The 14,847-nt window shown below is 61.8% G+C and carries 15 protein-coding genes; 9 read left to right on the top strand and 6 right to left on the bottom strand.

The window, feature by feature from the left end; genetic code table 11:
* Positions 1–34: 34 nt before the first annotated feature.
* A complete protein-coding gene (locus AC0T4W_RS02920; protein ID WP_476315833.1) occupies positions 35–1,039 on the bottom strand; it encodes an AraC family transcriptional regulator in 1,005 nt (334 codons plus the stop codon).
* A gap of 179 nt (positions 1,040–1,218) precedes the next feature.
* On the opposite strand from AC0T4W_RS02920, the gene AC0T4W_RS02915 reads away from it, so the two are divergent.
* The 5 genes from AC0T4W_RS02915 (at position 1,219) to AC0T4W_RS02895 (ending at position 4,835) form a co-directional block, all read left to right on the top strand.
* Positions 1,219–2,073, top strand: coding sequence for a MaoC family dehydratase (locus tag AC0T4W_RS02915; protein ID WP_476315830.1), 855 nt, complete (start codon positions 1,219–1,221; stop codon positions 2,071–2,073).
* Positions 2,074–2,177: 104 nt separating this feature from the next.
* Positions 2,178–2,492 (top strand): nucleotide pyrophosphohydrolase, encoded by a 315-nt coding sequence (locus AC0T4W_RS02910; protein WP_476315828.1) that lies wholly within the window; start codon positions 2,178–2,180, stop codon positions 2,490–2,492.
* Complete coding sequence (locus tag AC0T4W_RS02905; protein WP_476315825.1) at positions 2,489–3,238, top strand: methyltransferase; 750 nt, start codon at positions 2,489–2,491, stop codon at positions 3,236–3,238. The genes AC0T4W_RS02910 and AC0T4W_RS02905 overlap by 4 nt, the downstream gene beginning before the upstream one ends.
* A 519-nt stretch (positions 3,239–3,757) precedes the next feature.
* On the top strand, positions 3,758–4,321 hold the full coding sequence (locus AC0T4W_RS02900; RefSeq protein WP_476315823.1) for a DUF4136 domain-containing protein: 564 nt from the start codon (positions 3,758–3,760) through the stop codon (positions 4,319–4,321).
* Between the two features lie 31 nt (positions 4,322–4,352).
* The gene (locus AC0T4W_RS02895; RefSeq protein WP_476315820.1) at positions 4,353–4,835 is read left to right on the top strand and encodes an N-acetyltransferase family protein; all 483 of its coding nucleotides are present in this window, start codon (positions 4,353–4,355) and stop codon (positions 4,833–4,835) included.
* A 7-nt stretch (positions 4,836–4,842) separates the two neighbouring features.
* Here AC0T4W_RS02895 and AC0T4W_RS02890 read toward each other — a convergent pair whose 3' ends face one another.
* Positions 4,843–5,742: a LysR family transcriptional regulator gene (locus tag AC0T4W_RS02890; protein WP_476315818.1), complete on the bottom strand. Its 900-nt coding sequence runs from the start codon at positions 5,740–5,742 to the stop codon at positions 4,843–4,845.
* Positions 5,743–5,841: 99 nt separating this feature from the next.
* On the opposite strand from AC0T4W_RS02890, the gene AC0T4W_RS02885 reads away from it, so the two are divergent.
* Both AC0T4W_RS02885 and AC0T4W_RS02880 read left to right on the top strand, forming a co-directional pair.
* Positions 5,842–6,714, top strand: a complete 873-nt coding sequence (locus AC0T4W_RS02885) for an MBL fold metallo-hydrolase (RefSeq protein ID WP_476315815.1) — start codon at positions 5,842–5,844, stop codon at positions 6,712–6,714.
* A 159-nt stretch (positions 6,715–6,873) separates the two neighbouring features.
* Positions 6,874–7,323: a DMT family transporter gene (locus AC0T4W_RS02880; protein WP_476315812.1), complete on the top strand. Its 450-nt coding sequence runs from the start codon at positions 6,874–6,876 to the stop codon at positions 7,321–7,323.
* Positions 7,324–7,352: 29 nt separating this feature from the next.
* Here the strand turns inward: AC0T4W_RS02880 and AC0T4W_RS02875 are convergent, their stop codons facing one another.
* The gene (locus tag AC0T4W_RS02875) at positions 7,353–7,529 is read right to left on the bottom strand and encodes an SdiA-regulated domain-containing protein (RefSeq protein WP_476315809.1); all 177 of its coding nucleotides are present in this window, start codon (positions 7,527–7,529) and stop codon (positions 7,353–7,355) included.
* Positions 7,530–7,810: 281 nt separating this feature from the next.
* On the opposite strand from AC0T4W_RS02875, the gene AC0T4W_RS02870 reads away from it, so the two are divergent.
* Both AC0T4W_RS02870 and AC0T4W_RS02865 read left to right on the top strand, forming a co-directional pair.
* Positions 7,811–9,298: a SulP family inorganic anion transporter gene (locus AC0T4W_RS02870; RefSeq protein ID WP_476316075.1), complete on the top strand. Its 1,488-nt coding sequence runs from the start codon at positions 7,811–7,813 to the stop codon at positions 9,296–9,298.
* 12 nt (positions 9,299–9,310) lie between these two features.
* Entirely contained in the window at positions 9,311–10,162 is an 852-nt protein-coding gene (locus tag AC0T4W_RS02865; RefSeq protein WP_476315806.1) for a universal stress protein, read from the top strand.
* Positions 10,163–10,194: 32 nt separating this feature from the next.
* On the opposite strand, the gene AC0T4W_RS02860 is transcribed toward AC0T4W_RS02865, so the two are convergent.
* The 3 genes from AC0T4W_RS02860 to AC0T4W_RS02850 all read right to left on the bottom strand — a co-directional run bounded on the left by AC0T4W_RS02860 (position 10,195) and on the right by AC0T4W_RS02850 (position 14,845).
* Positions 10,195–12,927 (bottom strand): EAL domain-containing protein, encoded by a 2,733-nt coding sequence (locus tag AC0T4W_RS02860; RefSeq protein WP_476315804.1) that lies wholly within the window; start codon positions 12,925–12,927, stop codon positions 10,195–10,197.
* Between the two features lie 51 nt (positions 12,928–12,978).
* Entirely contained in the window at positions 12,979–13,917 is a 939-nt protein-coding gene (locus AC0T4W_RS02855; RefSeq protein ID WP_476315801.1) for a tripartite tricarboxylate transporter substrate-binding protein, read from the bottom strand.
* Between the two features lie 199 nt (positions 13,918–14,116).
* Entirely contained in the window at positions 14,117–14,845 is a 729-nt protein-coding gene (locus tag AC0T4W_RS02850) for a methyl-accepting chemotaxis protein (RefSeq protein ID WP_476316072.1), read from the bottom strand.
* Between the last annotated feature and the right edge of the window lie 2 nt (positions 14,846–14,847).

Here is a 14,847-nt window from a genome sequence, read left to right as displayed (position 1 = left end):
GCCCCCATAGATGTTGGGCTTCGGCACGCACGCCCTACTCGGCTTGGCCGCCCTTGCCGCGCTTGCGAAACTCCACTGGCGTCTCACCAACCCAGCGCTTGAAGGCGCGGTAGAAGGTGCTCGGCTCAGAGAAGCCGGTGCGCTCGACTATCACTTCAATGCGCTCGTCGGTGTTGAGCAGCAGGTCCTTGGCCAAACGGCAGCGGTAGTCGGTGACCAGGTCATTGAAGCGCACCCCGGCCATGGCCAGGCGCTCGCGCAAGCGGCGCGCCGGCATGTTCAATCGCGCGGCGACCTGCTCCAGGGTGGCGCCGCTGTCGACCAGCAACTCGCCGATCAATTCGCGCACTTTTCGCACCAGGTCCAGCCGCTCGACCTCAGCCAACTGGCGGCGCGCCAACGACTCGTGCATGCGCAGCAGTTCCGGCGCGGCATGCCGTGAGGTTTTGTCCAGCACCGAGGCATTGAAGATCAGCGCATAGCGCTCGCCGCCCAGTTGCGCCGGGCAGCCGTAGACCTGCTGATAACGCTCGGCCGGCGCGCCATCGACGTGCATAAACTGCACTTCATGGGGGGTGAAATCGCCTTCGGTTAATGCATCGAACAGGCGAATCACTGCACCAGCGAGCATTTCCGGGAAGTGCCGTGGCGTACCCGGAATCAGCCCCAGCTCCAGCACCGCGCGCTCGCCTTGCACGTCCAGCTTGGCGTTCAGGGTGTCAGAGAGCAGGCGCACATAGCGCAGCGCATGGCGCAGGCCTTCACCGAAGGTTTCGCTGGAGAGGAACAGGTATTCCAGCAGCAGGCCGTGGAATGCCGGCAGGTGCTGAGCCAGGTAGAGACCAACATGCTCTTCGCCGCACTCATCGATGGCGGCTTTCCAGAACAGTGCCTGGGCCGCATGGGGAAAGCGCCCGGCAGGCAAGCCACCAGGCGGCAGGCCAACACGCGCCAGCACGCGATCGGGGTCGGTACCGCTGGCACGCAAGGCGTCGATCACCGGGCGCATCAGCGCCACGTCGTCAGTCAGGTCACGCATGTGGAGGAATTCTTATTGTGTGCGAGGCGCGGCCATCTTAGGCAGCTTTAGGCCATGCGCTCAAGGCGTGAATCATGCTGTTAAACGATTGACTGGCCTGCCGCGCTACCAGGCGATGCGGCCAATGCACGGCGGCGCTGGCCGACTAAGCTGCTGCCACCGTTCTGAGGAGTTTACCCATGGCCATCGACTGGCTCGACCTGCCCGCACCACCTGCCCTACCCGCGCTATTTCTACGTGCCGCACTGCGCCGCCGCGTGACTGGCCGCAGCCTGCCCGAGCTGGGCGTGCGCTGTCAGGTCACGGTCGACCCCAAACACCTGGCGCGCTATCGGCAGATCTGCGGCTTTGCCGATGATCATCTGCTGCCCGCACCCTACCCGCACATCCTGGCGTTTGCCCTGCAAATGCAGCTGCTCACCGACAAGCGCTTTCCCTTCCCGCTGCTCGGCCTGGTGCACCTGGAAAACCATATTCGCGTGCTGCGCCCGCTCGGCGGCCTGGGCCCGTTCACCGTCAGCGTGCAGGTGCAGGACCTGCAACCCCACGACAAGGGCGCAACCTTCAGCCTGATCACCCAGCTGCACGACCAGCTCGGCCTGCTCTGGGAGGGCGACAGCCGTATCCTCTGCCGTGCCCTTCGCCTGGACGGCCAGCCCGCCGAGCGCGCAGCCGAAGCCATGCTTGATCAAACCACCCTAGCGCACTGGCAAGCACCGGCGGATATCGGCCGGCGTTATGCGCGCATCGCTGGGGACTACAACCCGATCCATCTGTTTGCCGCCACCGCCAAGTTGTTCGGCTTTCCCCGCGCCATTGCTCACGGCCTGTGGAACAAGGGCCGCGCCCTGGCCGAACTGAGCACGCGCCTGCCCGCTGCGGGTTATGAAGTGAGTGTGCGCTTTCAGAAACCCGTGCTGTTGCCTGCCGAGGTGCGATTACTGGCCAGCGAACCGGCCAGCAGTGGTCAGTTCAGCCTGCTCGGTGAGGGCGAACTGGTGCATATGAGCGGCAGCTGGCGACCGCTCGACTGAAATCTCGCCATAAATAAAGCGGGCGGCTGCCGGTAACCATCCGGCAGCCGCTTGCACCGTGCAGGCGAACCCCCGAAGCTATGCGCTCTTTGCTGGAGTGCCCGATGAACCTCGCCGAACTGACCACCCGCATGCACGCCATTCGTGATCACAACGACTGGCAGCCATTCCACAGCCCGAAGAACCTGGCCATGGCGGCCAGCGTGGAAATGGCCGAGCTGGTGGAAATCTTCCAGTGGCTGACCGAGGCGCAGTCACACCAACTCAGCGCGGAACAACTTGAACATGCCGGCCAGGAAGTGGGCGATGTCGTCCTCTATCTGGTGCTGCTGTGCGCCGAGCTAGGCCTGGATATGCAGCAGGTGGTACGCGCCAAGCTGGCCGATAACGAGCGGCGCTTTCTTGGGGGCGCGCCATGACGGATCGCCACTTCGACGAGCTGGCCACGCGCTTTGCCGAGAAAATCTATGGCGGGGCCAAGGGCGCGATTCGCCTGGCCGTGCTCCAGGCCGACCTGGCCGAAGCCCTGCCCGAGCGCCCATTGCGGGTGCTGGATATTGGCGCGGGGCTTGGCCATATGTCGCTGTGGCTGGCCGAACGCGGCCATCAGGTGACCCTGACCGAACCTGCCGAACCCATGATCAATGGCGCCCGCGAGCGCTTTGCAGCAGCCGGCCAGCAAGCCACCTTTATCCAGGCGCCCTGGCAGGAGCTGCTCGGCCAGCTTGAGCAACCCTATGACCTGGTGATCTGCCATGCGGTGCTGGAATGGCTGGCCGAACCGCACAGCATCCTGCCGGTGCTGCATCAGCTGTGTACGCCCGGCGGCTGGCTGTCGCTGGCCTTCTACAACAAGGATGCGCTGATCTACCGCAACCTGCTCAAGGGGCATTTTCGTAAACTGCGCAAGGCCGAGTTCGCCGGAGAAAAACAAAGCCTGACCCCACAGATGCCGCTTGATCCGCGCGAGCTGGCGGCGCAACTTGAGGCTCATTGGCAGGTCGAAAGCCAGAGTGGCGTGCGGGTGTTTCACGACTACATGCCGCAGCCCTTCCAGGCCAAGGCCGAGCTGCTCGACCTGCTGGAAATGGAGCTGGCCTACCGCCGCCACCCCAGCTTTGCCGGCCTGGGCCGTTATCTACACTGGATATGCCGGCCACGCTGACAGGCCGTTGAAAAACCATGAACCAAGACTGTGTTGCCAGCCGCTTTTGTAGGGTGGGTTAGCGGCGCTGGGCTGGTTACAGGAGTTCCACGCAATTCGAGCGCCGCGTAACCCACCATTGCGGTTTGTCGGTAGACCGCCATGGTGGGTTACGGCGCATTGAGAGTCCGTGGAGTTTTCCTGATCCCGGTTCGCGCCTAACCCACGGATTACCGCACTTTATGCACCGTACAGCTGTGGGACGTTATTTACACTGGAGGCATGCAACGCGGTACAACAGGCCCTGGCGGCGCATCCGCTAAGCTAATTGCTGTATTAACGGTCATGCCGCCCTCATCCGGCGCTTCGCGCCACCTTGACCCACAGGGATGTGACGAATGCGACACTCCCGCCGGCGACCCCATGGATGGGGGAGGTAGGAAAAACGCCGGGAGCGTTTTCGAGAGCGGGAGCCGCCTCCCAGGGGAGAAGGACAAAGGTGGGCGCGGCTATGCGACCTTCACACTAATGGAGAGCCCCATGCGTGCATCATTACTGTTACTGCCCCTTCTGTTGATCCTCAGCGCCTGCCAGACAACGCAGCTGGAGCGCGACTTTGATCCCAGCCGGGATTTCGCCGCCTACCGCAGCTGGGGCTGGCAGGAGCCGGCTGTGCAATACAAACCCGATGACCCACGGATCAACAGCGACCTTACCGACCAGCGAATTCGAGCCGCCGTTGGCGAACAGCTCGACCAGCGCGGCTTGCGCGAGGCAGCCGCGAGCAGCGCGGGCGATCTCAAAGTGCAAGTGTGGATGATCGTCGACAACCGCCAGCAGCAGGTCAGCACCCAATTTGGTGGAGGTTGGGGCGAACCATGGAGTGGCGGTTTCTGGGGCGGCCCGAGTTATGTGGAAACCCGCACCCTGGACTATCAAGTCGGCACCTTGCAGATCGACTTGTTCGACGGCAAAGATGGCAAGCTGGTCTGGCGCGGCAGTGCCGAACAGGTGCTGCGCAGCCGCCAACCCAGCCCCGCTGAGCGCGAAGCATCGATTCGCACAACTGTGGCCGAGGTGCTAGGCCAGTATCCGCCACGCTGAGCGCGCGTCCCTCACTCAACAAGGATGTTGCATGACCCCACACCTCAACCATCGCCCCGCAGCGGCGGCCGACCTGGACGAGATTGTTGGCTTCCCGCAGAACGCCGATGAGCTGTTCTTCTGCTACCCCAAGGCCGACTGGCCGCTAAGTATCGGTCAGTTGGCCGCCGCCATGGCCGAGCGCCGCGACAGCACCGTGGCGCTGCTCGATGGCCGCGTGGCGGGCTTTGCCAACTTTTATCAATGGCACTACGACGACCACTGCGCCCTCGGCAACCTGATGGTCGCGCCCTGGGCTCGCGGCCATGGCGTGGCGCACTATCTGGTGGCGGTGATGGAGCAGCTGGCGCGCGAGCATTACCACGCCAAACGCATGCAGGTGTCGTGCTTTAACGCCAACAGCGCCGGTCTGCTGCTCTACCCCAAGCTTGGCTATGCGCTGAGTGGTGTGGTCGAACGGCGTAATCCTGCAGGGCAGCGAGTGGCGTTGATACAGTTCAGCAAAACGCTCTGAGCCCCTGCTACCTATCCCAATCCGGCCGATCCGCCAGCCGCTCGATCAGAAAATCCAGCAACACCCGTAGCGCCGGCGGCATTTGCCGGCGCGTGCCGTAGAGGGCGTGGATGCCCAGTTGCTGCGGCTCGTAATCGGGTAACAGTTGCACCAGCGCACCAGAGCGCATATGCGCGCTGACCGAATAACGCGGCTGCAGGCTGATGCCGATATTGGCCAGCACCGCCTCCAGCAGCACCATCGATTCATTGGCGCTGAGGTTGCCGCTGACCGCCACGGCATGCGGCTCGCCGGCACGGTTGAACTCCCAGATGCTACGGCCGAAATAGGCGTAACTCAGGCAATTGTGCTGCGCCAGCTCCTCGGGCCGCTGCGGCGTGCCGTGCTTGGCCAGATAGGCCGGGGTGGCGCACACCACCGAGCGGCACACCGCCAACTGGCGGGCGATCAGGTTGGGGTCTAGCTGATTGGTGATGCGCAGGGCCAGGTCGATACGCGCCTCCACCAGATTGACCGCCTGGCTACCTACCAGCAGATCGACGCTGACCTGCGGATACAGCCGGGTGAAATCATCCAGCGCACGCACCAGCCAGGCCTGGGCCAACGACTGGCTGCAGGCGATACGCAAGGTGCCACGCGGCGTTGCCTCATCCGTACGGCTGACGCTCTGCATGGCATCGGCCATGGCCAGCATCTCGCGGCATTGCCCCAGCAGCTGCTCGCCGGCACCGGTCAGGCTCAGCTTGCGCGTGGTGCGGTGCAGCAGGCGCGCGCCGACCCAGGCTTCCAGCTCGCCGAGGTAGCGCGAAACCATCGCCCGCGACATCTCCAGCGCTTCGGCCGCAGCAGTCTGGCTGCCACGCTCCACCACTTCGACAAATACCCGCGTAGCTATCAGCCGGTCCATAACTCGCTCGATTTACGCAACAAAGATGCGCAGATTAAGGGGCTTTTTGATCGATTTAAAGCAACTAAGATCACCTCACTTACCCAACAGGAGATCATCATGTCGATCCTCAATCACTTACGCGCCCTGCTCACCAGCGCCAGCCTGCTTACCCTTGCCACTACCGCGATTGCCCAACCGCTGACCCTGGATGTCTACAACCCAGGCGACAAGGCAGTTTTCCCGGTGACCTCGACGCTGATCAGCGGCGAGCGCGATGCCATTCTGGTTGATGCGCAGTTTTCCACCCGCGAGGCCCAGGAGCTGGTCGAGCGCATCCAGGCCAGCGGCAAGAACCTCACCACCATCTTTATCAGCCATGGCGACCCGGACTTCTACTTCGGCCTGGACACCCTGACCCGCGCCTTCCCCAAGGCCAAGGTGCTGGCCACGCCGCAGACCATCGCCTATATCGAAAAAAGCCGCGAGCCGAAGCTGGCCTACTGGGGGCCGATCCTCAAGGACAGCGCACCGGCCCGCACCCTGGTGCCGCAAGCCCTGCAAGGCGACCACCTGACGCTCGAAGGCCAGACCCTGCAACTGATCGGCCATGACCCTAAGCACACCAGCCTGTGGATTCCGAGCATCAAGGCGGTGGTCGGCGGCGTGCTGACCTACGCCAACATCCACCCCTGGATTGCCGATGCGCAAACCGCAGAAGCGCGGCAGAGCTGGCTGAAATCCCTGGATGAGCTGCAAGCGCTAGAGCCAAAAACCCTGGTGCCTGGGCACTTTATGGGCCAGCCGAAGCTGAACCTGGATGACCTGCGCTTTACCCGCAACTACCTCAATGACCTCGAAGCCGCGCTGCCCAACGCCAAGAACAGCCAGGCGCTGATCGACGTGATGAAGGCCAAGTACCCGGCCCTGCTCGACGCCAGCAGCCTGGAGCTGAGCGCCAAGGTGCTTAAGGGTGAGATGCAGTGGCCTTAAGCGCAGCCGCTGATTAGCAACACACCACACGCAAAAGACCTGGGTCAAAAACCCAGGCCTTTTTGCATGCGCTAAGCGGCAATCTGGCCTAGTTGAGACTGACGAGGCGGACAGCTTTTACGGCATACTCATCCGCCCTTGCCTCCCTGGAGATGCCCCATGCCCGCCCCAATCTGGTGGTTGATGGCCCTGCCATTCGTTGCCGGCGCTTGCTTGCCACTGCAAGCGGGGATCAACGGTCAACTGGCCAAACAGGTATCCAGTGTACTGGCCGCCGCTCTAGTGTCCTTCGCTGTGGGCACCCTGGCGCTGCTGATTCTGGTATTGGTCCAACGCGAGTTCCCCAGCCTTGGCACGCTAAAAGGTCTGACCTGGTGGCACTGGAGCGGCGGCCTACTGGGGGTAATGTTTATCGCCACTGCAGCCTTTGCCGGACCCAAGGTCGGCGCCGTGCTATTTATGGCTCTGGTGATCGCCGGGCAACTGAGCATGGCTCTGACCCTGGACCACTTCGGCTGGGCCGGCTTTCGCGAAGCACCGATTACTGCGGGCAAAGTCGGCGGCCTGCTGCTGATCGCCGCCGGCACCTGGCTGATCCGCCGCAGTTAAGCGCCTGATCGGTCTTCGTGCTTGAAGCGTTAGAACAGGTTGGGGTCAATGAGCAGATAGAGATTGCCCTGATCATCCAGGGTCAGGCCCTCGCCCTGCGGTACGCTGTCTTTCAGACCAGCGAAGCCACTGAGCAGCGAGCGCAAGCTGATCAGCTTGTCATCCGTGGTAGTACCGCGTTCCGCATCCGCTACTCGGGGAGCCACGGGGTGCGGCCGCCGGGGGCTTGTGTTAAGGTACCTGCCCTTTTCGCCCGAATGGATAGAGACAGGTCGCAATGACACTGGCCCAACCATCACGCTGGCTGCCTACGCCGCCATAGCGTTTCGCCCCCTCCCTGCATAGCCCGGCCGGCTCACCCGTTGCCGTAGCTCTGTTTATGCGCGCTGCCCGCAAGGCTGCGTTGCGCTGGTTGCATTCTGCTTTTTATTAGCTCCTCCGCACTGCCCTTGCGTGCATTTGCGGAGCCCAGCCCTTGGAACTCAACATGCTACAAAGCCTCAAGAACACCTGGTTTTTTAACATCCGCGGCGATGTGCTCGCCGGTCTGGTGGTGGCACTGGCGCTGATCCCGGAGGCCATTGCCTTCTCGATCATCGCCGGGGTTGACCCCAAAGTCGGCCTCTACGCCAGCTTCTGTATCGCCGTGGTGATTGCCTTTGTCGGCGGCCGCCCAGGCATGATCAGCGCCGCCACCGGGGCCATGGCCCTGTTGATGGTGACCCTGGTGAAAAACCACGGCCTGGAGTACCTGCTGGCAGCCACCCTGCTGACTGGCGTGCTGCAGATCGGCGCTGGCTACCTCAAGCTCGGCTCGCTGATGCGCTTTGTTTCGCGCTCGGTGGTCACCGGCTTCGTCAACGCCCTGGCGATTCTGATCTTTATGGCCCAGCTGCCGGAGCTGACCAACGTCACCTGGCATGTCTATGCCATGACAGCTGCAGGCCTGGGGATCATTTACTTGTTCCCTTATGTACCGAAGATCGGCCAGCTAATCCCCTCGCCCCTGGTGTGCATCGTCGTGCTGACCGGTGTATATATGTACACCGGCATGGATATCCGCAGCGTCGGTGATATGGGCGAACTACCGGACACCCTGCCGTTCTTCCTCTGGCCGGATGTGCCGCTGACCTTCGAAACCCTGGCGATCATCTTCCCTTACTCAGCCGCACTGGCCATCGTCGGCCTGCTGGAGTCGATGATGACTGCCACCATCGTCGATGACCTGACCGACACCAACAGCGACAAGAACCGCGAATGCAAAGGCCAGGGCGTGGCCAATATCGCCTCCGGCCTGCTCGGCGGCATGGCGGGTTGCGCGATGATCGGCCAGTCGATTATCAACGTGAAATCCGGTGGCCGTGGCCGCCTTTCCTCGCTGTCAGCCGGTGTATTTCTTCTGCTGATGGTGGTGTTTCTCGGCGAGTGGCTAAAACAGATTCCCATGGCCGCGCTGGTGGCAGTGATGATCATGGTATCGATTGGTACCTTTAGCTGGGACTCGCTGCGCAACCTGAAGAAACACCCGCTTTCCACCAATATCGTCATGGTGGCCACCGTTGTGGTGGTAGTCGCGACGCACAACCTGGCCTATGGCGTATTTGTCGGCGTACTGCTGGCGGCGATGTTCTTTGCCAACAAGATCGGCCACTTCCTCTATATCAACTCGCAAACCGACAGCGAGGGCAGCCAGCGCACCTACACGGTGGTGGGTCAGGTGTTCTTCAGCTCCGCCGACAAGTTCATCGGTGCCTTTGACTTCAAGGAAGCCATTGATAAGGTGGTGATCGACCTTTCCCGCGCGCACTTCTGGGACATCACCGCCGTCGCCGCCCTGGATAAGGTGGTGATCAAACTGCGTCGTGAAGGCACCGAAGTCGAGGTGCTGGGCCTTAACCAAGCCAGTGCCACCATCGTCGACCGCTTCGGTGTGCATGACAAAGAAAACGCCAGCGACCTGCTGTCGGGCCACTAAAAGGAAAACCCCATGACCCAAGTAATGGCATGCATTGACGGCTCACAATCCACCCGCGCCGTCTGCGACTACGCTGCCTGGGCCAGCGAGCGCCTGAGCGCGCCGCTGACTCTGCTGCACGTACTGGATGATGTGCAGTACCCGACTAGCCCGGACCTATCTGGCAATATCGGCCTGGGCAGCCGCGAGCACCTGCTCGACGAGCTGGCCAACCTTGATCAGCAGCGTCACAAGCTGGCCATGGAACAAGGCCGACTGATGCTCGAAGCGGCCCGCGAGCGGGTGCAGGCCGACGGCGTGGAGCCGGCGCAGCTGCGCCAACGCCATGGCGATCTGGTCGACTGCCTACACGAGCTGGAAGCTGATATCCGCCTGCTGGTGATCGGCCGTCAGGGCAAGACCAGCGACAGCCTTAGCCAACTGGTGGGCAGCCATTTGGAAAACGTCATTCGCACCCTGCACCGGCCGATTCTGGTCAGTTGCGGCGAGTTCAAGGCGCCGCAAAGCTACATGCTGGCCTATGACGGCAGCACCACGGTGCGCAAGAGCCTGGAAATGATCGCCGCCAGCCCGCTGCTTAAAGGCCTGCCCTGCCACCTGGTGATGATCGGTGCGGATACCAGCGATGCCTGGGAACAGCTCAAAGCCGCTGAACAGGTGGTGCAAGAGTCGGCCAGCGAAGTGCACCTGGCGATTCGCGCCGGAGAGGTGGAGCCCACCCTGCACGCCTATCAACTCGAACAAGGCATCGACCTGCTGGCCATGGGCGCTTACGGTCACTCGCGGATTCGCCAGTTTCTGGTAGGCAGCACCACCAGCCACCTGCTGCGCACCAGCACCACCGCACTACTGATCCTGCGCTGAGGGTTGAGCGATGGCGGCCGCCTCACGGTCGCCTAGCTTACTTTGGCCGACTGCGCCGCAAACAACAGCTCCAGCGGCACCGGCCGGCCGAAGTAGTAGCCCTGAAAACGCGTGCAGCCAAAACTGCTCAGCCGCTCGGACTGCTCCAGAGTTTCCACGCCCTCGGCAATCACATCCAGCTTCAGCGCATGAGCCAGCGAGACGATGGTGCGGGCGATGTCCGCATCCAGCGGATCGCTCAACAGGTCGCAGACAAAGGAGCGATCGATCTTCAGCTGATCCAGCGGCAGGGTCTTGAGGTAGGACAACGACGAGTAGCCAGTGCCGAAGTCGTCCAGGGAAAAGCGCACGCCGTGTGCCTTGAGCCGGCCCATCTTGGCAATCACCTCCGCGCGACCATCGAGCAGCATACTCTCGGTAATCTCCAGCTTTAACCGACTCGGGTCGCAACTGCTGCGCTGCACGATATGCAGCACTTGCTCGACAAAATCGGCTTGCTGCAACTGTTTCGCGCTGACGTTGACCGACAGGGTCAGATGCCGCGTATGCGCCCGCTGCCCCCATTGCGCCAGGGTCGCACAGGCTGTTTCCAGTACCCATTCACCCAGCGGCAGAATCAAGCCACTGCCCTCGGCCACCGGTATTATTTCCCCAGGTGCCAGCAGGCCACGCTCCGGATGCTGCCAGCGCAACAGCACTTCCGCCCCTTGCAGTCCCTCACGTTGGTCGATCTGCGCCTGGTAATAGAGCACAAACTCGCTTTTCAGCAGGCCTTGGCGCAGGTCGCTTTCCAGGCTGGCACGCTGTAATACCCGTTGCTGCATCTGCGGTTCGAAGAAGCAGCAGGTATTTCGCCCCAACGCCTTGGCCTGGTACATGGCCAGGTCAGCCTGTTTCATCAAATCGTCCAGCGGCTCACCGGTGCCGTTAAACATGGCGATGCCGATACTCAGAGTGCTGAAATGCTCAATTTCGCCTATGCGAAATGGCTGGCGCAAAGTCAGGAGAATTTTGCTGGCAATTGCCTCGGCTTGCTGCGCGGCATGCACCGGTTCCTGACCGAGGTTTTCCAGCAGGATGACAAACTCATCACCACCGATGCGCGCTACGCTGTCGCTTTGTCGCACGCAGCTGATCAGGCGCTCGGCGACCTGCTGCAACAGCAGATCACCTATATCGTGGCCACGGGCGTCGTTGAGCGTTTTGAAGTCGTCCAGGTCAATAAACAGAACCGCCCCGCGCTGCTCGCTGTCCTGGCTGGCCAGCAGGGCGCACTCCAAACGCTCACGCTGCAAACGGCGGTTGGGCAAATGGGTCAGCGGGTCGTAATAGGCCAACTGCTCAATGCGTTGTTCGGCCGCCTTGCGCTGCGTGGTATCGGTCAGGGTGATCACATAGTTGATGTGCTGGGCGTCTACGCCGTCGTGCACAACGGCGATACTGACCCATTGCGGGTACTCCTGACCGCTTTTGCGCCGGCCAGCCATCTCCCCCTGCCAGCTGCCCTGGTGAGCGAGCGCGGCCAGCATGGCCTCGCGGGCTACGGTAAAGCTGCCCTGTGCCAGCATGCAGTCGAGGGGCCGACCAATCACCTCATCCTCGCGGTAACCGGTCATGCGGGTAAACGCTGGGTTGGCCCTAAGCACCTTGTGCTCGGCATCGGTTACCACCATGCCTTCTGCTGACTCAAATACCGTGGCGGCGATGTGCAGGTCTTCGACCATTTTCTGCATCGCCGTGCCGACACGGTTGTATTCGTAGACCCCCGTTGGTTCAAAGCGCAAACCGCGCCCACCGGCCTGGGTGGCCTCGATAAACCCCAACAACTGACCAATCGCCCGGTCATGGCTGATACGCAGCAACCAGGCCGCGACAATCAACAGCAGCAGAAAGCCGCCACTGAGCAGCAGAAACGAATGCAGGTAGTTGTCGTAGATAGAGGCAAAGCGTTTATCCGACACGCCGAGCGCCAGCCACAACGGGGCCTCGACACCCGTTAGGCTGATGGCAAACCGTTTGACATAAAGCCCTTGCCCGTCACGCTGCGCAGCACCGAGGGTGGCGTAGCTTTCCGGCGCACGTTCACTCTCGCCCTGCCACACCAAGGCCCGCTCAGCGTGGCCGAGGATCAACAGATCCACCTCAGTGCCTGCAATCAACTCGCTGACAAAACTGCGGTTCTGCCCTAGCGCCAGGCCTACAAATAGGTATCCGCGAAGTTGCACCGTGGCCGGATCGAATATCGGCGTGGCTTTGAGCAAAACACTTTGGGTGGAGTTTTCCACGAGAGTCCAACCCTGCACATAGTGAATCGGTGAGCGCAGGGTGGTGAGTATCGGTTGAATATCAAACAGTGGCAGGCCAGCATCCATGACCAACTTACCGTTGGGTTCAAGCAGGAAAAACACCTCCAACCGAGCATCTATGTTGGCATCTTGAAACATAAAGGCCACGTCAGCGGCTATATCTTCCACCGGCATGGCATCTTCCGACAGCGCGCTGACCGTACGCCGCGCTGCCGCACTGTGCAGATACACCTCAAGCAGCTGTAGACGGTTATTGATCAGACTTACAGTGGTGCGCTGGTTTTGCGCCAGGCTGTTCTTGATTTCACTTTGCAGGTTGACCTCGGCCGTGCGCAGTGCATACACCATCACCACACTGATCGCTACCATACCGAGCATGCCAAACAGCAAGGCAATCCGCGTCGAGAATTTCAGATCCCAACGCGCCGCCTTCGGCATGTGATTCTTGCGGCTACTCATCCACCTTCGCGCCTCAGGGTCACAATACAGTCAGCCAATCCCTGTCGGTGCTTACTGCAATCCGATGTCATCAATCAGTGTTCGGTACTCGTGCATCTGCCTAACCAGCATAGGTTTGATCTCATCGCCGCGCATAAATACCATCGGCTGACGAATGCGCTGTTCGGTCACCTCGATAAAGCGCGGGTCATGGGCTGCGACGGCCAGAGCCTTGGCCAGTATCTCAACCTGTCCGGCCGGGGTATCGGCCGGCACCATGACGATGCGCATGGTATGCAGGCCAAGGCCGTACCCCAGCTCGCGCAGGGTCGGCGCGTCGGGATAACCCAGCAAGCGGGTATCGGCCAGGCTGGCCAGCACGCGCATTTCACCGGATTCGGTGTAACCGGTATGGGTGCCGCCGCTGTAGGCAAACACCGCATCGCCCGAGATCACCAGCGGGGCCATCCCCGCGCCACCCGAGGTGGGTACGGTGCGCAGTTCCAGCCCTTCACGCTTGGCCAGCGCGCGAATAATCAAGCGGTCCTCGGCCGCCTGGCTGACATAAATCTGCCCCGGCGTAGCGCGCAGATAGGCCAGCAAGCCGGGCCAATCCTGAATGCCATGCGGGGCACCAGTGACAAAGGCCGGCTGCTCCAGCGACAGCCCTGCCACATAGATAAAACTGTCCGGACCATAGGAGGCCGGCGATAACAGCGGCGCGAGGCTGACCACCGACGAACCGCCGAACAGGAACACATAACCCTGCTCGGTACTGCTGGCCAACATGGCCGCAGAGGCCGCGCCGCCGGCACCAGGGATATTGCTGACCGTGACCTTCTGTCCCAGCTGTTCCTCCAGCACGGTGGCCAGCACATGCCCCTGCAAATCGGTGCTGCCGCCAGCGGCATAACCGATGATCATGGTCAGCGGCCGCTCGGGAAAGGTCGCCGCCTGGCTGTTCAAGGCCAGCAATGAGCACAACAGCCAAAGACCACACCGACTCATCATCACCTCGCACTCCGGAAATACAACAACCAGGGGCCACAAAAAACTGCTGGCCCATCATTTGGTTTTAGCCCAAGAGCGCGAGATAGCAATCTGACAGCTTTTTCAAAAGCATTCAGCGGTGCCTGGTGTAGTCGGCATCAGCATACTTACCCTGCGGCCGGCCTAAGTGCGGCGACACGAGCGTGCCGCCGGGCATGCTTTACAGACGGAAGCTGCCCATCTGCTTGGCCAGATCATCCGCCAGGCCGCGTAAGGTTTGGCAGTCTTCTTTACACACCTGCACCTCACCGGCGGTGGCATGCGCCAGGTCGGCAATGCCCTGCACGTTGCGGTTAATCTCTTCGGTCACCGACGACTGCTCCTCGGTCGCAGCGGCGACCTGGGTGTTCATATCGCTGATGCGCTCGATCTGATCGGTAATAGCACTGAGTGACTGGCCGGTGCGCTGACTGGCCTCGACCCCAGTGCCGGTGGCCGCCTGGCCCGCATGCATGGAACTCACGGCGGTTTCCGCGCCCTGCTTGAGCCGCTGGATCATCTGCTGGATCTCATCGGTAGAGCTCTGCGTGCGGCTGGCCAAGGTGCGCACCTCGTCGGCCACCACGGCAAAACCACGGCCCATCTCCCCGGCACGCGCCGCTTCGATGGCGGCGTTGAGCGCCAGCAGGTTGGTCTGCTCGGAAATCCCGCGAATTACCGCCAGCACCTGATCAATCGAGGCGACCTGATTGGCCAGCTCGCTAACCGCAGACGCTGCGCTGCCAATATCTGCGGACATGCTCTCGATATGACTGATCGACTGGCCGACCACCTTGCGCGCCTGCTGCGCTTCATCGCGCGCCGATTGCGAGGCATGCGCGGCGCTGCTGGCATTACGGGCAATTTCCTGCACGGTCAAGCCCATTTCATGCACCGCAGTGGCGACCATAT

Source organism: Pseudomonas sp. C7.1 (assembly GCF_056312395.1).
This window is presented reverse-complemented; position numbering and strand designations above follow the sequence as displayed.